Here is a 19,961-nt window from a genome sequence, read left to right as displayed (position 1 = left end):
TCCGCGCCCTTTTTGTATTCGAAGACGAGATGAGCCCATGAGCCGCGAAACGCTGAAAACCCTGTTCCACCCCTTTGCCAGCGGCACCGTCGATGCGCCGGGCGAGGGGCAGCGCGTGCTGTTCCTGGGCGCCGAGGCAGGCTTTGCCCTGCCGGAGGGCTTTGCCGCCTCGCTGAGCGCCGTACAGGGCTTCCGTCCGCTATACCGGCAGCTGCAGGCGCAGCGCATCGAAACCACGCCTGAGATCGAGGGCGAGGACTATGATGCGGCCCTGGTACTCTGCACCAAGCACAAGGGCGAGAACGAGGCGAATATCGCCGCCGCCCTGTCGCGCGTGAAATCAGGCGGTCTGATTGTCGTCGCCGGTGGCAAGGAAGACGGCATCCAGCCGCTGCGCAAGCGCATGGACGGCTTCGGCTTCGATATCGAGCACATGCCGAAATATCACGGCGTCGCTTTCTGGTTCGTCCGTCCTGACGATGTCAGCGAAGCCGTGTCAAAATTCGCCAAGGCGCCGGTTCGCGTCGACGGCCGCTTCATCGCTTCGCCTGGAATGTTCTCACATGACCGGATCGACGATGGTTCCGAGCTGCTCGCCTCGCGCCTGCCGACCGATTTCACCGGCGATGCCGCCGATTTCGGCGCCGGCTGGGGATATCTCTCCGCCGAACTCATCGCGCACTCACCGAAGCTCGCACGCATCGACCTCTATGAGGCCAACCACGCCTCGCTGGAGGCCGCAAAGGACAATCTGGCAGAGAACTGCCCGAACGCACCGGCGCGCTTCTTCTGGCACGATCTGGCGGGCGAACCGGTCAAGGACAAGTACGACCTCGTCATCATGAACCCACCCTTCCATGAGGGCCACGCAGCCGAGCCTTCGCTCGGCCAGGCGATGATCAAGACCGCAGCTTCGGCGCTACGCGGCGGCGGCCGCCTGCTCATCGTCGCCAATCGCGGCCTGCCTTATGAGCCGGTGCTGGCGGCAAACTTCCGGGAAAGCGGCGAAACCTGCCGCAACGCCCGCTTCAAGGTTCTTTGGGCGAAGAAATAAGAAAGGCGGCCACTGGCCGCCTTTTTCATATCCGGGTTATTTGTAGCTGATCTTACTCGACGTCGGCCGTCCGAAGTGCGTCCAGCGTCGGCATCGAGGTGATGTTGAAGCCTGCGTCGACGAAGTGGATTTCGCCGGTGACGCCGGCCGACATGTCAGACAGCAGGTAGAGTGCCGAATTGCCGACATGGTCGATGCTGACGGTCTTGCGCAGCGGCGCGTTCTGCTGGTTCCACGACAGGATCGCGCGGGCGTCGGAAATGCCGGCGCCGGCGAGCGTGCGGATCGGGCCTGCGGAGATGGCGTTGACGCGGATGCCGCGCGGGCCGTAATCGGCCGCCAGGTAGCGTACGGAGGCTTCCAGAGCCGCCTTGGCGACACCCATGACATTGTAGTTCGGGATGACGCGTGTCGAGCCGTTATAGGTCAGCGTCAGCATCGAGCCGCCGTCGGCCATCAGCGGCGCGCAGCGCTTGGCGATCTCGGTGAAGGAGAAACAGGAGATCACCATCGTGCGGCTGAAATTGTCGCGCGTGGTGTCGGCATAGAGGCCCTTCAGCTCGTTCTTGTCGGAGAAGCCGATGGCGTGAACGATGAAGTCCAGCTTGCCCCAGCGCTCCTTGATCGAGTCCACCACGGCATCGACCGATGCTGTGTCCTCGACATCGCAATGCAGCACGAAATCCGAGCCGGTTTCGGCTGCGAGCGGCTTGACCCGCTTGCCGAGCGCCTCACCCTGGAAGGTGAAGGCGAGCTCGGCGCCCTGCGCGGCCAGCGCCTTCGAAATGCCCCAGGCAATCGAATGGTTGTTTGCGACGCCCATGATGAGGCCGCGCTTACCCTGCATTATTCCCGTCATGGTATTATCCGTTGTAGCGCTGGAAGACGAGCGTAGCGTTGGTGCCGCCGAAGCCGAAGGAGTTGGAAAGGGCAATGTCGATCTTGGCGTCGTCGATGCGCTTGCGAACGATCGGCACGCCGTCGAACTCGGGGTCGAGTTCCTTGATATGGGCGCTTTCGCCGATGAAGCCCGCCTGCATCATCAGCAGCGAGTAGATCGATTCCTGAACGCCGGCAGCACCCAGCGAGTGACCGGTCAGCGACTTGGTCGACTGGATGTGCGGGATCTTGTCGCCGAAGACTTCGCGGATCGCGCCGATTTCCTTCGAGTCGCCAACCGGCGTCGAAGTACCGTGCGTGTTGACGTAATCGACGCTGCCCTTCACCGTCGCCAGCGCCTGGCGCATGCAGCGGATCGCGCCTTCGCCCGACGGAGCGACCATGTCGTAGCCGTCGGAGGTCGCGCCGTAGCCGACGATTTCGGCGTAGATCTTGGCGCCGCGGGCCTTGGCATGCTCGAGTTCTTCGAGAACCAGGACGCCGGCACCACCAGCGATGACGAAGCCGTCACGGCTAACGTCATAGGCGCGCGAAGCGGTATCCGGCGTGTCGTTGTACTTGGAAGACATCGCGCCCATGGCGTCGAAGAGGTTCGACATCGTCCAGTCGAGGTCTTCGTGACCGCCGGCGAACATGATGTCCTGCTTGCCCCACTGGATCATTTCAGCCGCGTTGCCGATGCAATGTGCCGAGGTCGAGCAGGCCGACGAGATCGAGTAGTTGACGCCGTGGATCTTGAACCAGGTGGCGAGCGTCGCCGAAGCCGTCGAGGACATCGCCTTCGGAACGGCAAACGGGCCGATGCGCTTCGGGCTGTTGTTCTTGATGGTGATGTCGGCCGCTTCGATCAGCGTGCGGGTGGAGGGGCCGCCCGAACCCATGATAATGCCGGTGCGCTCGTTGCCTCCGATATCGGCGTCTTCGAGGCCGGAATCGGCGATCGCCTGTTTCATGGCGACGTGGTTCCACATGCCGCCCTGCGATAGGAAGCGAGCCGCGCGGCGATCGACGAGTTCAGTCACGTCGATCTTGGGCGAACCCCAAACCTGGCACTTGAAGCCATGCTCGGCAAAATCGTTGGAAAACGAAATGCCGGACTTGGCTTCGCGCAGCGACGCGGTGACTTCCTGTGCATCATTACCGATGGAAGAAACGATACCCAGACCTGTGACAACAACCCGTCTCATGTCGATGACCTCTTCTATAACGTCTTTGTATTTGGAGCGGTCTTGCCGCGGTTCAGGCTTTCGACAGGCCGACGCGCAGGTCGCTCGCCTGGTAGATCACTTCGCCGTCGGCCTTCAGCCAGCCATCGGCAGTGCCGAGGACGAGGCGGCCGCGCATGACGCGCTTGAAGTCGATGCCGTATTCGAGAAGCTTGGTTTCCGGACGGACCATGCCCTTGAACTTCACTTCGCCGGTGGAGAGCGCCATGCCGCGGCCGGGCTCGCCGAGCCAGCCGAGGAAGAAGCCCGTCAGCTGCCACATGCCGTCAAGGCCGAGGCAACCCGGCATGATCGGGTTACCCTGGAAGTGGCAGGGGAAGTACCAGTCGTCGGGGCGCACGTCATATTCGGCGCGAATGTAACCCTTGTCGAACGCTCCGCCGGTTTCGGAGATATCGGTAATGCGGTGGACCATCAGCATCGGCGGCAAGGGAAGCTGCGCATTGCCGGGGCCAAACAGCTCGCCACGGCCGCAGGACAGGATTTCCTCATAGTTGAAGCTGGATTGTCTCGTCGTCATGAAAAGTCTGGGTCCCCCGCAACGTGCTGATGGATTGAGTGTTAGTCCAAGTTCTTCGGAAAATGAAGCATAAGCATGGCTGCCTACCATTCCGCGCCGGACCAGCGATCTGCCTTATTTGGTGGTCGCATACAGGAAGGCCAAGGCCGCGGCCAGACCTAAATGCGCCAAAGGCCGGATTTTAAGGCATTTCCGCCCCTATTGTCCCCATTGAAACTATTGAAAGGCTTTTGCGCAAAAGTTATATGGCTTAGGAAACTTGATTAGTTGATGCTAGAATTAAACGGAGTTCTTCCTTCATGGCGGCTGAAGCCCCGATCGGTATCGAAGCGAGACTGCGCAGCGCCGGCCTTCGCCCGACGCGCCAGCGCGTTGCCCTCGGTGATCTGCTGTTCGCCAAGGGCGATCGTCACCTGACCGTCGAAGAACTGCACGAGGAAGCCGTGGTGGCCGGTGTGCCGGTATCGCTGGCGACCGTCTACAACACGCTGCACCAGTTTACCGAGGCCGGCATGATCCGCGTTCTCGCGGTCGAAAGCGCCAAGACCTATTTCGATACAAACGTCTCCGATCACCATCATTTCTTTGTCGAGGGTGAAAACGACGTTCTGGATATCCCGGTCAGCAATCTCACCATCGGCAATCTGCCGGAGCCGCCTGAGGGCATGGAAATCGCCCATGTCGACGTGGTGATCCGCCTGCGCCCGAAGAGCCGCTAAACGTCACATCACATCATCGGGATGGCGGCCGGGCCTGTGCTTGTAGGTCGGGAAGGTCCATCCGAACCACAGTGCGCCGCCGCGGATTGCGAAGGCTGCCGCTGCGCCGAGCGCTGATGCCGCGTAGAGCGGCACGCCGAATTCCGTCGCACCGGTAAAGACGCCGGCACCGATCAGCGCCGCAGTGATGTAGATCTCGGGACGCAGCAGTACGGAAGGCTCGTTTGCCATCAGATCGCGCAGTACGCCGCCGAAGGTCGCCGTCAGTGTTCCCGTCACGATCGCGATGGTTGGGGATCCTGTCGCCGCCAATCCTTTCGCAGCGCCCATGACGCAATAGGCAGACAGCCCGATGGCATCGAGCCAGATCAGCAGCCGGTAACGGGACTCGACAAGGTGGGCGGTAAAGAACACCACCACGCCGGTGACGCAGCAGATGACGATATAGGCCGGGTTCAGCACCCAGAAGACCGGAACGCGGCCGAGCACGATATCGCGCACCGTACCGCCGCCAATGCCGGTCACGGTCGCGAAGAACAGGAAGCCGATGAGATCAAGCTGCTTGCGCGAGGCGGCGAGCGCGCCGGTTGCCGCAAAAAGCGCAATGCCTGCATAATCGAGATAGACGAGCAGCGACATCAGAGGTCCTTGGAGCGGCGATCGTGCCGAGACTGAATCACGGCGGCAAGGGCGGCGCAAGGCGGGGCGTTCAGAATGCGCGACTGTCAGTGCCCTTATCCGCCAGAAAGAGGAAAGCCGTGAAAGCGCTTCTCATCGCCGTCAATCTCGTTGCGCTGCTCGTGGTCCCGGCCGCCGCCTTCGCCCAGCAGTCGCTGCTCTCCGATCCGGAGATCTACGAGAAGAAGCACTTCACCGAGCAGTGCACCAAAGCCGAATTCGGCGAGGGCTACGTCAAGCGCCTCGATATCAACAACGATGGCCTCATCGATGCGGTCGTCAATGAAGGCGAGCTGACCTGCGACGGCGAGAAGGGCCCGCAGTGCAACGACGACGGCTGCCCCTACAATTTCTATCTCCAGGTCGCCGAAGGCGGCTACTTCATGATCGCGACGGCGCAGATCTATGGCTACGATTTCGTCCAGCGCTTCGGCAACATGGTGCTGGCCATGAAGATGCATCCACGCTTCTGCGACCGCACGGAAGGTGACCCCTGCATCGTCACGGCCCGCGTCCGCGGCACCAAGTTCGTCACCATCTCCAAGAAATAGCGGTTATCGAGGATAGAGCTCCGACGTTCGTCCCGCCAGATAATAGCCCACGAGGCCAAACCATTCGCGCACCGCGGTCGAAGTGTTCTGGGCGTTGAGGCTCGGCTGGGTAAAGTCGATGCCGGGGCGGACCTCGCCGTCCGTCCGGAAATCGGTGGGCCAGGGCGTGACGTCGATGCCGAGCTTGCGGAAAATGCCGACGGACCGTGGCATGTGATATCCGGAGGTGATCAGAAGGCAGTTCGAAATTCCGTTCTGTGCAAGCAGATCCTTGGTGTTCATCGCGTTCTCGAAGGTCGTGCGCGAAGCTGTCTCCTCCACCAGCCGCTCGCGCGGTACGCCGAACAACGGGAAAAAGCGCGTCGAGGCGGCGGCATCACCTTCGTAGGTGCCTGAAATCGAGCCATCTCCGCCCGAAATCAGGATCCGCGACTGCGGGAATTTCTGTGCCAGTCTCAGCGCTTCTATAAAGCGGTCTGCCGCGGCACTGAATTCGATCCCGTGGCGGGCGGTGTTGACTTCGCTCTCGAAGGCACCGCCAAGCACGATCATGCATTGCAGGCTTTCCGGGTCCTGTGCGGGTTTGGGGAAACGGTTTTCCAAGCCTTGCAGCAGATAATTGCCGGCCGTCGTATAAAGCGTCACGAACAGCACGACGGCGCTAAGCCCGGAGAGCAACAGTGCGCTTTTGCGCAGCCGGAGCGCCAGGGCCAGGAGCCCGAGAACGATAAGGAAGAAGGCAACGGACAGCGGCTGGCCGAAAACCCAGACAAGCTTGGAGAAGATAAACACGAAATGCTCCCGGTATCGAACTCGGCAGCATCCTATGCGATTCGGCTTCCAGGGAAACGACCGCCGTTACCGGGACTGTCGCGTCACCGCGGTAAGCGGAAAAATCAATGTCCATTCAATTATTTAGTGGAAAGGAGGAGAGATCATCCGCAGCTGTTTCTCTGTCTCTAAGACGGCGCGCTCAATCCAGTAAAGAATTTCGGGCTGATGATTAATATTTAAGCGGAGCGCCGCGAGCCCATCAAGTATCGTGGAAAGATTTCGCTGCGTTTCATCGGCTGCGATGCTGGGCAAGGCGTCAGGCAATTCAATGTCGAATTTCATTGCGGCGATCGTGCCTCCATCGGGCGGCAAACTCTTTTTGTCTCCGGCGAAAATTACCTATCGTTACGCAGCCGTCTGTCAATCGGATCAGCCCTTAAATTGTGGCCTATCCCCCTTTGTGTTCCGCTTGGCTTGCGGCTAGTTTGAGCGCGACTCATCTCCTGAAAGCCATTGCGGACATGTCTGCACTTGAGAATTTTGCCGAAAATTTACGGCGGCTCTGCCTCGCAAAGGCGGGCAGCATCAGCGCTGCCGCGCGCGGCATGGAAATTGGCCGCTCGCAGATCGAATCCTACCTTCAGGCTCGCCGGGCGCCGGGACGCGCTTCGGTCAAGAAAATCTGTCAGTACCTCGATGTCACCGAGGAAGAAATGTATCAGCGGCCGATCGCCGTCGATCTCGATCACGGCCGTCCTTCGGGCACACGCGTGCTCTCTGCTGCGCGTGACGCGCTGGAGCCGCTGCTCTTTGCCGATCCGGCCGCCGGGATCGCCCCGGGCCTCTACCATGCCTATATGACGATACCGAGTACGCCGGACAGCCTGCTCTGCGCGGTCGTCGTTATTGCCAAACAGGGCAATGCCACCACCTTCCGCCGGCTGACCAATCGGGCCGTCAAGAAGGGCGAATACTGGTCGCGGTTCACCGGCGATCACAAGGGCATTGTCGTCGAGCGGCTGAACTGCCTGTCCTTTGCTGCCGCAAACCAGATCGGCACGCAGGAGCCGACGCTGATGCGTTTGCGCTGGCTGCCCTTCTCCGACAAGCTGCTTGGCGGCCACTCGATGATCTTTACTCCGGCTGGGCCATCATTCAGCGCCGTGGTCATGGTGCCGCTCAACAGCCGCATCAACTTGCGAACCGCACTGCGGCTCGCCAAGGTCTACCGCACGACCGATGAGGCCGTGCCCCGGATCGTCCGGGATATGATCGTTCAGCAGCGCGCCGACTTCATCTCCGCAGTCACGCGCGACCTCACCTAGTTCAGCGACAGTCCCATATCGTGGGTCGCCGCAGCCGGTTCAACGCTGACCCGGTGCGCCTCGATCAATGCCATCGATAGGAGATAGGTCAGCATCGGCTGCTTCGCGCTCCTGCTCTGTGCGATCAGCGTGTTCAGCATGTCGATGGTGTATCCACCGAGGGCATCGTCCAAAGTCAGCTCTTCTTCGGTCTGTACAGTCTTTTTAAGGCCCATTCTGCTTCTCCGGCGGTCCTACCGAATTATTCTCACATCATGATTGTCATAGTTCTCTTTTTTGGGCTACATAATTCTGTATAAAGACAAAAATAACGAATTTAATTCAGCAATTATCTGTTTTTGACTTCAATTGAAGCAATGCATCACTTTGATGTATCAAAACAATATTTCCGCATTAATTGAATATTTCTGGTTGCTGTTTCATCCTCCGGCCGCGATCAAGGGGATCGTTCATACAACCGTGGAGATGGATCATGCAGAACAAGACGAAGCCGAACCTCAAGGTAACGCCTGTTAAGGCTAAGCCGACGTTTGTCAGCCGCGGCATGATGTTCCGTATTGATTAAGTTCATAAGCGCCTGCTGCGAGCCTCGCGGCAGGCGCATCTGATTCGATGCGCTATCGCTCTTCCCGCACTCTCGTTTTTCATAACGATGGCGACGCCTTCGTCGCCTGCAACTTTCTCACCAAGGCTGTGTTCGAATGCAGCCCTGATCTCCTGGAGTTTCTGCGCGCGCTCGCCTCCTGGAGCGATCGCGCTGCAATCCGCGATCAGGCGCCTGGCTATAGCGACGAAGAACTGGACGAGACGCTCGCCTCGCTGGTCGAGATGTCGGCGCTCATCGAGGAGGGTTCCGCCCTCCACGCGCGCGAAGAAGCCTTCTCCGAAAACTGGAAATGGGGTGTGCCGTCGGCGCTGCTGCATTTCTGCGTTCAGGACCCTGAATACATGTCGCTGAACGAGGCGGAGGATCTGCAGCGCACGACGCTTGCCACTGAGGGCGAGATCGCGCTCTACAGCCTGAACGCAGACAAGAGCGACGTCATCGCGCTGCCGCCGGCGCTCGGTGGCAACACCTTGCTACAGCTGATGTCGCGCCGCCGGACGCAGCGCCGGGGCCTGCCGCAGGCCGTCGGTATCGGTGCCCTCTCTGAAGCGCTGTTCGCCGGTCTCGGCATTACCGGCAAGGCGCGCAATGCCGTCGTCGAATTGCCGCTGGGCATGACCCCGTCAGGCGGCGCCCGCAATCCCTATGAAGCCTATGTGTTTGCCCGGAATGTCGAAGGGCTCGAGCCCGGCATCTATCACTATTCAGCGCTGGAGCATTCGTTGGCGCGCGTCTCGGCCGCGACGCCCGCATTGTCGGATCTGGTCGGTGGCCAGGAATGGGCTGATACCATGCCCTGCATGATCGTTCTCGTCGCGCATATGGACCGGACCATGTGGAAATACAGCGATGCGAACGCCTACAGGGTGGTGATGATCGAAGCGGGACATATCGGCCAGAACATCATGCTCGCGGCTACCGCGCATGGCATGACGGCCTGCCCGACAGCCGCACTCAGCCATAGCGCGATCTGCGAATTGCTCGAAATTGCCAATCCGGCCCATGCGCCGATCTATGCCCTTACTCTGGGTTGGCCTGACGCAACGTAAAGACCAAAAAAAGTCGGTTGAATTTTGCAACTCGCGGGTTGCGATATTTGAAATACCCGGCATATTATGGTGAGCAAATCGTTTCTAAATGAGGGATCGCTCACGTGCCGGATCCAGTCGATATCCTAGTCGGTCGCAACGTAAGACAATTGCGTGCCAGACGCCGCGTTTCACAGCTGGAATTGGGTGAGGCCCTCGGCCTGACCTTCCAGCAGATTCAGAAATATGAGAAAGGCACGAACCGCGTTTCCGCGAGTAAGCTGCATCAGATCGCCCAGTTTCTGGGGGTCGAAATCTCAGCCCTTTTCGAAGGTGCCGAAACCAGCCAGCCCGAGAAGATCGAGCTGAGCCCGGAGGCCTATCAGCTGGCGCTGCATTACGACAAGCTCCACTCGCCGGCAGGCAAGGAAGCGGTCAAGACTATCCTGACTTTGATGAGCAATGAGACGGCGGCGTAATCCGCCCCAATCGACCGGCGGATATGGGTCACACCGTTTCCCGGTACTTTAGCCCGCCTCACGGCGGGCTTTCTTTTTCTAGTGCCGCTCGCATTCATGCAGGGCTGTCAGCAGTTCATCCTGCGTATGGTGGCCGGCGTGATAGAGATCGATCGCGATGCTGGCGATCGACAGTCCTTGCTGGCTGCGGAGCTTGATGTTTCGCTCTGCGCACCACGAGTAAAGCGCGCCGGCGAGGACATCGACATCATCCGCCGGAGCGGACATGGAAAGTGCTGCGGTCATGTGAAATGCCCTTTGGTTCGTTCCCCAATTCTGTTCAGAAGATTGAAGTGATTTAGAGAACTTGCAAGTCCGTTTCAGGGCCTGCGTTAATGCTCGACATATGGGCATTTCATGCCGTCCCAAAACGGCACGGAAACGGCATCCGTGCCGCTATGGAACGCCTCTGACTGATTATAGGACGTGTAGCAAGCGTGCCTCTACGCCGAAAAGCTGCAGCTTGTCAGCCGCTCGCTGAGCGTCCAGAGCCTTTCGGCTGCCTCGGCATCGCAGGCCCACGGCCAGACCCCGACAGGTCCCGTGTGGCCTTCCCCGACCAGTGGAGAGATGTCGCAGTCCTCACAATAGACGCCGCCCAGACCGGCGAGCTTCGGGCTGGTTGCGCACCATACCGAGGTGGCCGCACCCTCTTCGACAGTCTTGAAACTGCGCTGGCTCTCTTCGCTGACGTCCATCCCGCCGTCGGCATGGCGGGTTATGCCGAAGGCCTTGAAATCGTCGTCAGTCAGATGGCGCACGAGATCCGTGATGATGGCGCCGGGGTGAAGCGAAAACGCGCGGACACCAGATACCTCGCCCCGCTTGTCGAGACCAAGGGCAAAGAGCGCATTGGCTGTCTTCGACTGGCCATAGGCTTTCCACTTGTCGTATTCGCGGGTCTCGAAGTTCGGATCCTCGAAATCGACCGGGGCGAAGCGGTGGCCGCGTGAGGAGACCGCCACGACCCGTGCGCCGTTCGCCTTCGCGAGCGCCGGCCAGAGGCGCGCGGTTAGCTGGAAATGTCCAAGATGGTTGGCGGAGAACTGGACTTCGTAACCACGGCTGTCACGCGTCAGCGGTGAGGCCATGACGCCGGCGCTGTTGATCAGCATATGCAGCGGTCTGCCGCTCGCCAAGAAGCCAGCAGCGAAACGGTCGATCGAAGCCGGATCGAGCAGGTCGAGCGGCGCGAGCTCGACCCCTGCGATACCGGCAAGATTGGCTTCGGCCTTGGACGGCGTCCTGACCGGGACGACGACTGTCGCACCGGCTTCGCTGAGTGCCCGCGTCGTCTCGACACCGATGCCGGAATAGCCGCCGGTGACCATGGCGATCTTGCCGCCGAGGTCGATCCCGGCCAAGGCGTCTCGCGCTGTCGTCTTGCTACCGAAACCAGAATGGATAGGCTTTTGTTCTGTCGTCATGGACGAACTCCTTTTAAAACGCAGCCCGGTATAGATTGCCGAGATGGGATGATACATGTAAGAAAGTTCCGATTTCTTGCTGGATCGTTCAGAGATGGATCCCCTTTCCGATATCCTTGCGCTATTGCAGCCAAAAAGCGTCGAGACCTATGGCGTCATGTCCGGCGGCGAATGGGCGCTCGACTTTCCGCGCAGCTATGAAGGCATAAAGTTCGGCGCAGTGGCCCGCGGCGGATGTTTTCTAAGGGTCTCCGGCGAACCGGCACCATTTAGGCTGGAGGAGGGCGATTGCTACCTTCTGACCGGGCAGCCCTATTGGCTGGGCAGCGATCTTTCGCTCGCGGGGATCGATGCCCGCACGATCTTTGTCGATCTGAAGACGCGTGTTGCCCGGCATGGCCCTCATGACGATACGTTCCTGGTCGGTGGCCGCCTGATGTTCGATGCCAGTCATCAGATACTGCTGACCGGCGCACTTCCCGCAGTGATGCATATTCCGGCAGCCGCTGATGAAGCCGCCGTGCTGCGCTGGACGCTGAAACAATTGGCGAAGGAACTGACGGAGCTGCGGCCAGGCGGTCTGCTGATGTCAGAGCATCTCGGCCATATCCTCTTCGTCAATGCGTTGCGTCTGCATATGGCGGCAGAGGGTGAGGTGGCGCCGGGTTGGCTGAAGGGGTTGAACGATCCGCGGATCGGCAGGGCGTTGCGGGCCGTGCATGCCGAACCGGCAAGGCGCTGGACGCTGGAGGTTCTGGCGAAAGAGGCCGGGATGTCGAGAACGGCCTTCGCTCTGCATTTCAAAGCCTTGGTCGGCTGGCCGCCGCTCGATTATCTGCTCCGGTGGCGCATGCGGCTGGCGGCCCGCGCGCTGCTGTCGCCGGAGCGCAACCGCTTGTCCGATATCGCGCTATCTGTCGGCTACGAGTCCGAAAGCGCCTTCAGCGCGGCTTTCAAGCGCGCCATGGGCTGCGCGCCGAAGCACTATCAGGGTAGGGCGAAACAACCTGCGTAGTACGAAAAAAGCCGGTGGAGCTACCACCGGCTTCTCTTTGTCTTCGCGAAGTGCTTGCTCAGCCCTCGAAAAATTCCTTCATCCGGGCAAAAAAGCCCGTCGATTCAGGATTGTTCTCTTTCGAGGAGAGCTGCTCGAATTCCTGCAGCAGCTCGCGCTGGCGCTTGGAGAGCTTCTGCGGCGTCTCGATCTGGATCTGGATGTAGAGATCACCCGTCTGGCTGGAGCGCAGCACCGGCATGCCCTTGGCCTTCAAGCGGAACTGTTTACCCGCCTGCGTACCTTCGGGAACGGTAACGCGCGACTTGGTACCGTCGAGCGTTGCCACATCGAAAGTGCCGCCAAGTGCCGCCGTCGTCATCGAGATCGGTACGGCGCAATAGAGGTCCGCTCCGTCGCGCTGATAGAACTCATGCGGCTTGACCGACAGGAAGATGTAAAGGTCGCCCGCAGGCCCGCCACGCGTGCCTGCCTCGCCTTCGCCCTGCAGGCGAATGCGGGTGCCGTCTTCGATACCAGCCGGGATGTTGACCGAGAGCGAACGCTCTTCCGTCACGCGGCCCTGGCCATGGCACTTGGTGCATGGGTCGGGAATGATCGTGCCGCGGCCATGACAGGTCGGGCAGGTGCGCTCGATCGAGAAGAAGCCTTGAGCTGCGCGCACACGGCCTGAACCCTGGCAGGTGCCACAGGTCTTCGGCTGCGTGCCCGGCTTGGCGCCCGAACCCGAACAGATATCGCAGGTGATCGACGTCGGAACGCGGATCTGCGCCGTCTTGCCGGAGAAGGATTCTTCCAGCGTGATTTCCATGTTGTAGCGAAGGTCGGCGCCACGCTCGCGGCCACCCGAAGAGCGCTGCCGTCCACGGCCGCCGCCCATCATCTCGCCGAAAATATCCTCGAAGATATCAGAGAAACCACCGCCGCCGGCAAAACCGCCACCGCCGCCGCCAGGTCCCATGCCGCCATGTTCGAAGGCGGCGTGGCCATAGCGATCGTAGGCCGCGCGTTTCTGCGGGTCCTTGAGCGTCTCGTAGGCTTCGTTGATTTCCTTGAACTTGACTTCGGCGCTCTTATCGTCCGGATTTTTGTCCGGATGATACTTCATGGCCAGCTTGCGGAAGGCGCTTTTCAGCTCTTTCTCATCCGCCGTTTTGGCGACGCCCAGAGTTTCGTAAAAGTCCGCTTTTGCCAATTTAAACCCCGGAAATGGATTTCCGGCTGCCGTCAGGCAGCCGGATCACAGTGTTTAGCATAACCGCTTTGCCGCGGATTACGCGGACTTCTTGCGGTCGTCGTCTTTGACTTCTTCGTAGTCGGCATCGACGACGTTGTCATCACCCGCGGAAGCATCAGCCGTACCAGCTTCAGCCTGCTGCGATTCGTAAATCGCCTGGCCGAGCTTCATGGAAACTTCCATGAGCGTCTGGGTCTTCGCCTTGATGTCTTCGGCATCCGGTTCGGTTGCTTCAATCGAAGACTTCAGCGCGGCGATCGCGTCAGAGATCGCGGTGCGGTCGGCTTCCGAAACCTTGTCACCGTAATCCTTCAGCGACTTCTCGCTGGAGTGAACAAGGCTTTCGGCCTGGTTCTTGGCTTCTACGGCTTCGCGGCGCTTCTTGTCGGCTTCGGCATTGGCTTCAGCGTCCTTGACCATCTTCTCAATGTCGGCGTCGGAGAGACCACCAGAGGCCTGGATGCGGATTTGCTGTTCCTTGCCGGTACCCTTGTCCTTGGCCGAAACCTGCACGATGCCGTTCGCATCGATGTCGAAGGTGACTTCGATCTGCGGAACGCCACGCGGTGCCGGCGGCAGGCCAACGAGGTCGAACTGGCCGAGCAGCTTGTTGTCCTGCGCCATTTCGCGCTCGCCCTGCGAAACGCGGATGGTGACGGCCTGCTGGTTGTCGTCGGCGGTCGAGAAGGTCTGGCTCTTCTTCGTCGGGATCGTCGTGTTGCGCTCGATCAGACGGGTGAAGACGCCGCCGAGGGTCTCGATACCGAGAGACAGCGGGGTCACGTCGAGAAGCAGAACGTCCTTGACGTCGCCCTGCAGAACACCGGCCTGGATGGCGGCGCCGAGTGCGACGACTTCATCCGGGTTGACGCCCTTGTGCGGCTCCTTGCCGAACAGTTGCTTGACGACTTCCTGCACCTTCGGCATGCGGCTCATGCCGCCAACGAGAACGACTTCGTCGATCTCGGCAGGGGTGACGCCAGCATCCTTGAGGGCGGCCTTGCACGGTGCGATCGTGCGCTGAACGAGATCGTCGACCAGGCTTTCGAACTTGGCGCGGGTCAGCTTCAGCGTCAGGTGCTTCGGACCAGAAGCGTCTGCCGTGATGAACGGCAGGTTGATTTCGGTCTGCTGCGAGGACGACAGTTCAATCTTTGCCTTTTCCGCAGCTTCCTTGAGGCGCTGCAGGGCAAGCTTGTCGTTCTTCAGGTCGATGCCCTGATCCTTCTTGAACTCATTGGCAAGATATTCGACGAGACGCATGTCGAAGTCTTCACCACCGAGGAAGGTGTCGCCGTTCGTCGACTTCACTTCGAAGACGCCGTCGCCGATTTCGAGAACCGAGATATCGAAGGTACCACCACCCAAGTCGTAAACGGCAATCGTCTTGCCGTCCTTCTTGTCGAGACCGTAGGCGAGCGCTGCTGCCGTCGGCTCGTTGATGATGCGCAGAACTTCGAGACCGGCGATGCGGCCGGCATCCTTGGTTGCCTGGCGCTGGGCGTCGTTGAAGTAGGCCGGAACGGTGATGACGGCCTTTTCGACCTTTTCACCGAGGTAGGATTCGGCGGTTTCCTTCATCTTCTGAAGGATCATCGCGGAGATCTGTGCAGGGGAGTAGCCCTTGCCCTGAGCTTCGACCCAGGCGTCGCCGTTGTCGCCCTTGGCGATATTGAACGGAACGAGGCCCTTGTCCTTCTCGACGGTCGGATCGTCGTAGCGGCGGCCGATCAGGCGCTTCACTGCGAAGAGGGTATTCGTGGGGTTGGTGACGGCCTGGCGCTTTGCCGGCTGGCCGACGAGGCGTTCGCCATCATCGGAGAATGCCACCATGGAAGGGGTCGTACGCGCGCCTTCCGCATTTTCAATGACCTTCGCGTCCTTGCCGTCCATGACAGCGACGCAGGAATTTGTCGTTCCGAGGTCGATACCGATTACTTTTGCCATGTCATTTACTCCTTGAAGCAAGCTGTCGGAACCCTTGGTTAAGGCATTTCCCTGACAGCCCCTTGGGGGATGGGGGTCTTCGAACTAACGCAATCGTGATTGCGGTGATGCGGCGTATATAAGGAGCGGTTTTCGGGACTGCAAGGCGAGAAATAGCCCGAAATCCAGCAAAACGAGCGTGTTGTCTTCAATTTTTACAGTAGCCGGAAAACAAAGGTTTTCGGCTGCACGGCAGCGTAACTGCGCGTTGCGGATCGTCCCTTTCTGCTTCTACTGTCCCATGATCAGATCAAGCAGCGTTGTGCGCCGCGGCTGGCCCTGGTGCACCGGCTGCCCCTGGCCGATATCGCCGGGTGGAACCGCGCCGTCATAGCCGTCGTCGGGCCCGACATCGCCGGGAGGAAGAGGGCCGCCAGAGGCCTGTTGCTGCTGCACGGGTGCCGGCGGATATTGCTCGGACGAGCCACCACCGAACACACCCGAAATGATGCCGCCGATCGTCGAAGGCTGCTCCTGCATCGGCTGCGGTTCGCCCTGCGCCATCGGCTGGTTGGCGATCGCGTTCGGGTCGGCAACGAACTGGCCGCTGCCGAACAGCGGGGCCGGCGAAAGTCCCTTATGCGCCGCGATCATGAATTCCTGCCAGGCCTTGGCTGGGAGCCCGCCGCCCGTCACCTTCTTCATCGGCGTGCCGTCGTCATTGCCGAACCAGACACCTGTCGTCAGGTTGCTGGTAAAGCCGACGAACAGTGCGTCACGCGAATTCTGTGTCGTTCCGGTCTTGCCGGCCGCCTGCCAGCCGGGAATTTTCGCGCTGCGGCCGGTGCCGAACTCGATCGTGCCCATCATCATCGCGTTCATATTGGCGGCGATGGCTTCGGAGAGCACGCGCGGCGGATTGTCATAGGTGTTTTCGTAAAGCACCTTGCCTTCGGCCGTCGTCACCCGGCGGATCACATGCGGCGTCGCCTTGTAACCGCCGTTCATGAAGGCGGCATAGGATGCGGTCAGTTCTTCCAGTGTCACTTCGGATGTTCCGAGCGCTATGGACGCATTGGACTGAAGTTCGGTTTCGACGCCCAGCCGGTGTGCCAGCTTTATCACCTGGTCGGGGCCGTCATACATCACGAGTTGGGCTGCAACGGTGTTTAGCGACTTCGCGAGCGCCGTCGCCAGGGTCACTTCGCCATTGTATTTCTTCTCGTAATTCTCCGGTGTCCAGTTGCCGATGCGGATCGGCGCGTCGTTGAAGACGGAGGCTGGCGTCAGGCCCTTTTCGAGCGCCGCCGCATAGACGAACGGTTTGAAGGACGAGCCCGGCTGGCGCTTGGCCTTGACCGCGCGGTTGAACTGGCTTTCGGCATAATCCTTGCCGCCGACCAGAGCCCGGATCGCGCCGGTGCCGTCGATCGAAACGAGGGCGGCCTGCGAGGCGTCGAGCTTTACGCCCTGCTTCGACAGGATGTCGTTCAGCGCCTCGTCTGCCTTCTTCTCCAGCCCCTTGTCGATCGTCGTGTCGACGATCACGTCTTCCTTCACCGCCCCGCCGATCAATCCGGGCAGCTCGTCCATCACCATGTCGGCGACATACTGACCGGCGCCCGACCAGTAGCTCTTTGCCTTGGCCGGGGTCTGCGACATCGCCGTCTTGACTTCGTCGTCGGTAATATAGCCCTGGTCGCGCATCGCCTGCAGCACCACCTGGGCGCGGGCATTGGCGGCTTCCGGATCGCGTGCCGGCGACAGTCGCGTCGGCGCCTTCACGAGGCCAGCGAGCAGCGCCGCTTCACCAAGGTTGACGTCACGGGCCGACTTGTTGAAGTAACGGCGGGCGGCAGCCTCCACGCCATAGGCGTTCGAGCCGAAATAGACGCGGTTTAGATACATCGCAAGGATCTGGTCCTTGGTGTATTTCTGCTCCAGCCAGAAGGAGAGCAGCACTTCCTGCACCTTGCGTTCCAGCGTTCTATCAGGTGACAGGAAGAGGTTCTTGGCAAGCTGCTGCGTTAGCGTCGAGCCGCCTTGGATCGGCTGTCCGGTCAGATTGTTGACGAAGGCGCGGGCAAGGCCCATCGGATCGACGCCGAAATGCGAATAGAAACGCCGGTCCTCGATCGCCACGATCGCCTGCGGAATGTAAGGCGACATCTGCTCCAGCGGCAGCGCTTCGCCGCCGGTGGCGCCGCGATTGGCAATCACGCTGCCATCGACCGAAGTGATCTTGACGTTCGGTGGGCGGTCCGGGATCGACCAGGTGCTGGCGCTCGGCATGCGCGAGCCATAATAGAAGACCAGCCCGGCCACGCCGATACTGGCCCAGATGCCGAGCACGATGCACCAGTAGATCAGCCGGCGCAGCAAGGCGAAAAGCCCGCCGCCATCGCGTTCGGATGGTTCGCGCCGGTCGCGGCGCTTGCGTTCAGGCGTGCGGCTGCGCGATGGTTTGGGGGATGGAGCGGAGTTGCGTTTTGTGCCGCGGCGGCCGTCGATACGGTCTTCGTCATCGAGCGCAAAATCGTCTTCATCGTCCTCACGGCGGTCGCGGCCGCTGAAGGACGGTTCAATTCTGTCGCGTGATCTGCTTTTGCCTGCCATTCCGGACCGGTCGTACCCTTTGCCGCCCGCATTTCATTCGTCACGCGGAGCTACCCGATTGAATTGTAAATACGGCGATTTAAGGGGGCGTTAACATTATTGGATGAAGCGATTTGACGCGGTTCGAGCTCTCGCTTTTGCGCATAGCTGCCATTCGTTGCGAATGTCATGAAACTGACATATATGCCGCCATGTTGCGCCCAAGAAAAAAGCAATAAGCGTAATGCATAGGCATTTGTCATGAGCATCGATCTCAATAGAATTGAAGAAACCCGTCTGCGGGAAATCTGGAGCGTCCACGATTTCGCCCGGCAGTACCGTCTCACCAAGATGGAAGAGAGCCGGCTGAAGATGCTTCACGGCCCTTTTGCAGCGATGCAGGATCTCGTCGCCGCGCATAAGAGTGTCGTCATCTGGTAATTGGGAACCTTTAGGCGTCCCGGCTGTTTCTTCTGCAGCGGGACAGCCCCTCACGTTCCGCTTAAGGTCGGCCGTCCCCCCTCAATACGTGCCGATCGAAATCAGGCCCGGTGTCTCCTTCGGAGCGCCGGGCTTTTTTCGTTCAGCCTCTTCGGTAAACAGAAAGGGCGGCATCGCTGCCGCCCTCGGGGATCAATTGTTACAATTCGGATCGTCGGGCTGGCAGGCGCCGCGCGGCGGTCTGCGGCGGCCGTTGTCATTGTTGTTGACGTCGCCGTGCTGCATGATGCCCCTTAGATTGTTGCGCAGACGCTGGCGGGCGTCGTCATTGTTGTTTTCGCGGACGTCCGGTTGACGGTCGGCTCGCGGGCGGCGGTTCTGATCGCCGTCATCCCGTCTGCGGTCGGGGCCGCGGTTGAAATCCGGGCGCGGGTCCCCGCCGCGATCAAAATCCGGGCGGCGATCGAAATCTGGCCTCCGGTCGAAATCAGGACGCCGGTCAAAATCCGGACGGCGATCGAAATCGGGACGCCTGTCGAAATCCGGGCGACGGTCAAAGTCGCGGGGCGGCGGCGGGCGGTAGAATTCCGGGCCGCGGCGCCAACGGTCACGATCGCGATAGAAATCGCGGTTGCGATAGTACCGGTCCCAATAGTTGCCGACGCTGAAGACCACGGTCGGAATGCCGAGCGGTCGGTAATATTCCGGCCCCACATAGACGCGGCGGCTCTGATAGAGCGCCTGGACATAGCGTCCAGCGACCCAGCCGCGTCCGCCGTAGAACTCGACGTCGCACCACGGGACATCGGCAAGGCAGCCATGAATTTCAACGGATTCGCCAGCAGGGATGACGACGACTGCCGGATAGCCGGTGCTCGGCCCGGCCCGCATGTTGACGTTGGCAGTCGCATAGCCTTCGGCGGCTTGCGCGATTGCCGGGGCAAGCAGAAGCAGCCCCGTTGCCGCGATCCTGAGAAGCGTGTTTCGCACGTTGCAACTCCCTATTGGGCGCGGCAAAGCCGACGCCTATATGTTCTCCAGCCGGCTTCGGGCCGGCATCAGACAAAGCTAGAGCGCTTGCCGGCTTTTATGAGGCGGCTTGCATTCACGTTGTCTTTCAAAGGCTTGTAATGTGTTTCCGATGAATGCAGCTTGAACGGCGGCGCAAAATCGCGGTGTCTTGAAAAGCGGTGTACGGATACCGATATATGGTCCAAGAGATCGCAGCCCGGACGCGGCGAAGGCACGAGATGCCTGGCGCGTTCTGGTCCGAGGGCGAACGCCTTAATGGTTTGTTAACCTTTCCGGATCAGTCTGGCTGCAATATCTGCTTCCTCCTTGACCACGGATGTACTGGCACCGAAGCGAAGCAGATGACGAAAGGCCGGTTTTTGCCGGCCTTTTTGTCTGTCTGGATGGC

21 protein-coding genes are annotated in these 19,961 nt (G+C 60.4%); 8 read left to right on the top strand and 13 right to left on the bottom strand.

Annotated features, from left to right (window positions below; all coding sequences use genetic code 11):
- Positions 1 to 37 precede the first annotated feature (37 nt).
- Positions 38 to 1,054, top strand: coding sequence for a class I SAM-dependent methyltransferase (locus J2X43_RS10155; RefSeq protein WP_112385020.1), 1,017 nt, complete (start codon positions 38 to 40; stop codon positions 1,052 to 1,054).
- A gap of 52 nt (positions 1,055 to 1,106) precedes the next feature.
- Here J2X43_RS10155 and fabI read toward each other — a convergent pair whose 3' ends face one another.
- The 3 genes from fabI to fabA are packed head-to-tail and all read right to left on the bottom strand — an operon-like array spanning position 1,107 to position 3,700.
- Positions 1,107 to 1,913, bottom strand: coding sequence for an enoyl-ACP reductase FabI (gene fabI / locus J2X43_RS10150; protein WP_310293644.1), 807 nt, complete (start codon positions 1,911 to 1,913; stop codon positions 1,107 to 1,109).
- A 4-nt stretch (positions 1,914 to 1,917) separates the two neighbouring features.
- On the bottom strand, positions 1,918 to 3,141 hold the full coding sequence (gene fabB, locus J2X43_RS10145) for a beta-ketoacyl-ACP synthase I (RefSeq protein WP_112514280.1): 1,224 nt from the start codon (positions 3,139 to 3,141) through the stop codon (positions 1,918 to 1,920).
- A 52-nt stretch (positions 3,142 to 3,193) separates the two neighbouring features.
- Entirely contained in the window at positions 3,194 to 3,700 is a 507-nt protein-coding gene (gene fabA / locus J2X43_RS10140; protein WP_112385023.1) for a 3-hydroxyacyl-[acyl-carrier-protein] dehydratase FabA, read from the bottom strand.
- 299 nt (positions 3,701 to 3,999) lie between these two features.
- Between fabA and irrA the strand changes: the two genes are divergently transcribed.
- Positions 4,000 to 4,419 (top strand): iron response transcriptional regulator IrrA, encoded by a 420-nt coding sequence (gene irrA, locus J2X43_RS10135; protein WP_112385024.1) that lies wholly within the window; start codon positions 4,000 to 4,002, stop codon positions 4,417 to 4,419.
- Between the two features lie 3 nt (positions 4,420 to 4,422).
- On the opposite strand, the gene J2X43_RS10130 is transcribed toward irrA, so the two are convergent.
- Positions 4,423 to 5,058 carry a trimeric intracellular cation channel family protein gene (locus J2X43_RS10130; RefSeq protein ID WP_112514278.1) on the bottom strand — a complete coding sequence of 212 codons (636 nt, stop codon included), beginning with the start codon at positions 5,056 to 5,058 and terminating at the stop codon, positions 4,423 to 4,425.
- Between the two features lie 119 nt (positions 5,059 to 5,177).
- Between J2X43_RS10130 and J2X43_RS10125 the strand changes: the two genes are divergently transcribed.
- On the top strand, positions 5,178 to 5,648 hold the full coding sequence (locus tag J2X43_RS10125; RefSeq protein WP_112385026.1) for a hypothetical protein: 471 nt from the start codon (positions 5,178 to 5,180) through the stop codon (positions 5,646 to 5,648).
- Positions 5,649 to 5,651: 3 nt separating this feature from the next.
- Here J2X43_RS10125 and J2X43_RS10120 read toward each other — a convergent pair whose 3' ends face one another.
- Positions 5,652 to 6,440 carry a YdcF family protein gene (locus tag J2X43_RS10120; RefSeq protein WP_310293640.1) on the bottom strand — a complete coding sequence of 263 codons (789 nt, stop codon included), beginning with the start codon at positions 6,438 to 6,440 and terminating at the stop codon, positions 5,652 to 5,654.
- 123 nt (positions 6,441 to 6,563) lie between these two features.
- Positions 6,564 to 6,764, bottom strand: a complete 201-nt coding sequence (locus tag J2X43_RS10115) for a hypothetical protein (RefSeq protein WP_310293639.1) — start codon at positions 6,762 to 6,764, stop codon at positions 6,564 to 6,566.
- Positions 6,765 to 6,943: 179 nt separating this feature from the next.
- On the opposite strand from J2X43_RS10115, the gene J2X43_RS10110 reads away from it, so the two are divergent.
- Positions 6,944 to 7,747: a helix-turn-helix transcriptional regulator gene (locus tag J2X43_RS10110; protein ID WP_112385029.1), complete on the top strand. Its 804-nt coding sequence runs from the start codon at positions 6,944 to 6,946 to the stop codon at positions 7,745 to 7,747.
- On the opposite strand, the gene J2X43_RS10105 is transcribed toward J2X43_RS10110, so the two are convergent.
- Positions 7,744 to 7,962 (bottom strand): hypothetical protein, encoded by a 219-nt coding sequence (locus J2X43_RS10105; RefSeq protein WP_112385030.1) that lies wholly within the window; start codon positions 7,960 to 7,962, stop codon positions 7,744 to 7,746. The two genes, J2X43_RS10110 and J2X43_RS10105, sit on opposite strands and share 4 nt — an antisense overlap.
- Positions 7,963 to 8,359: 397 nt before the next feature.
- On the opposite strand from J2X43_RS10105, the gene J2X43_RS10100 reads away from it, so the two are divergent.
- Both J2X43_RS10100 and J2X43_RS10095 read left to right on the top strand, forming a co-directional pair.
- Positions 8,360 to 9,403 carry a SagB/ThcOx family dehydrogenase gene (locus J2X43_RS10100; RefSeq protein ID WP_310293636.1) on the top strand — a complete coding sequence of 348 codons (1,044 nt, stop codon included), beginning with the start codon at positions 8,360 to 8,362 and terminating at the stop codon, positions 9,401 to 9,403.
- A gap of 104 nt (positions 9,404 to 9,507) precedes the next feature.
- Positions 9,508 to 9,861, top strand: coding sequence for a helix-turn-helix domain-containing protein (locus tag J2X43_RS10095; RefSeq protein ID WP_112385032.1), 354 nt, complete (start codon positions 9,508 to 9,510; stop codon positions 9,859 to 9,861).
- 78 nt (positions 9,862 to 9,939) lie between these two features.
- Here the strand turns inward: J2X43_RS10095 and J2X43_RS10090 are convergent, their stop codons facing one another.
- Complete coding sequence (locus J2X43_RS10090) at positions 9,940 to 10,146, bottom strand: hypothetical protein (RefSeq protein ID WP_112385033.1); 207 nt, start codon at positions 10,144 to 10,146, stop codon at positions 9,940 to 9,942.
- A 197-nt stretch (positions 10,147 to 10,343) separates the two neighbouring features.
- Positions 10,344 to 11,327: an oxidoreductase gene (locus tag J2X43_RS10085; protein WP_310293633.1), complete on the bottom strand. Its 984-nt coding sequence runs from the start codon at positions 11,325 to 11,327 to the stop codon at positions 10,344 to 10,346.
- Between the two features lie 94 nt (positions 11,328 to 11,421).
- On the opposite strand from J2X43_RS10085, the gene J2X43_RS10080 reads away from it, so the two are divergent.
- Entirely contained in the window at positions 11,422 to 12,342 is a 921-nt protein-coding gene (locus J2X43_RS10080) for an AraC family transcriptional regulator (RefSeq protein ID WP_310293631.1), read from the top strand.
- 58 nt (positions 12,343 to 12,400) lie between these two features.
- Here the strand turns inward: J2X43_RS10080 and dnaJ are convergent, their stop codons facing one another.
- From dnaJ to J2X43_RS10065, 3 genes are all read right to left on the bottom strand, one after another.
- On the bottom strand, positions 12,401 to 13,537 hold the full coding sequence (gene dnaJ, locus J2X43_RS10075; protein ID WP_310293628.1) for a molecular chaperone DnaJ: 1,137 nt from the start codon (positions 13,535 to 13,537) through the stop codon (positions 12,401 to 12,403).
- A gap of 78 nt (positions 13,538 to 13,615) precedes the next feature.
- On the bottom strand, positions 13,616 to 15,526 hold the full coding sequence (gene dnaK / locus J2X43_RS10070) for a molecular chaperone DnaK (protein ID WP_112385037.1): 1,911 nt from the start codon (positions 15,524 to 15,526) through the stop codon (positions 13,616 to 13,618).
- Between the two features lie 270 nt (positions 15,527 to 15,796).
- Positions 15,797 to 18,121 (bottom strand): transglycosylase domain-containing protein, encoded by a 2,325-nt coding sequence (locus tag J2X43_RS10065; protein ID WP_310293626.1) that lies wholly within the window; start codon positions 18,119 to 18,121, stop codon positions 15,797 to 15,799.
- Positions 18,122 to 18,361: 240 nt separating this feature from the next.
- On the opposite strand from J2X43_RS10065, the gene J2X43_RS10060 reads away from it, so the two are divergent.
- Positions 18,362 to 18,541 carry a hypothetical protein gene (locus J2X43_RS10060; protein WP_112385039.1) on the top strand — a complete coding sequence of 60 codons (180 nt, stop codon included), beginning with the start codon at positions 18,362 to 18,364 and terminating at the stop codon, positions 18,539 to 18,541.
- Positions 18,542 to 18,733: 192 nt separating this feature from the next.
- Here J2X43_RS10060 and J2X43_RS10055 read toward each other — a convergent pair whose 3' ends face one another.
- Positions 18,734 to 19,531, bottom strand: coding sequence for an SH3 domain-containing protein (locus tag J2X43_RS10055; protein ID WP_310293624.1), 798 nt, complete (start codon positions 19,529 to 19,531; stop codon positions 18,734 to 18,736).
- Positions 19,532 to 19,961: the final 430 nt, after the last annotated feature.

Origin of the sequence: Rhizobium sp. BE258 (assembly GCF_031457345.1) — a bacterium.
GTDB lineage: Bacteria > Pseudomonadota > Alphaproteobacteria > Rhizobiales > Rhizobiaceae > Rhizobium.
The sequence above is the reverse complement of the archived record's forward strand: the minus strand, read 5'-3'. Positions and strand labels throughout refer to the sequence as shown.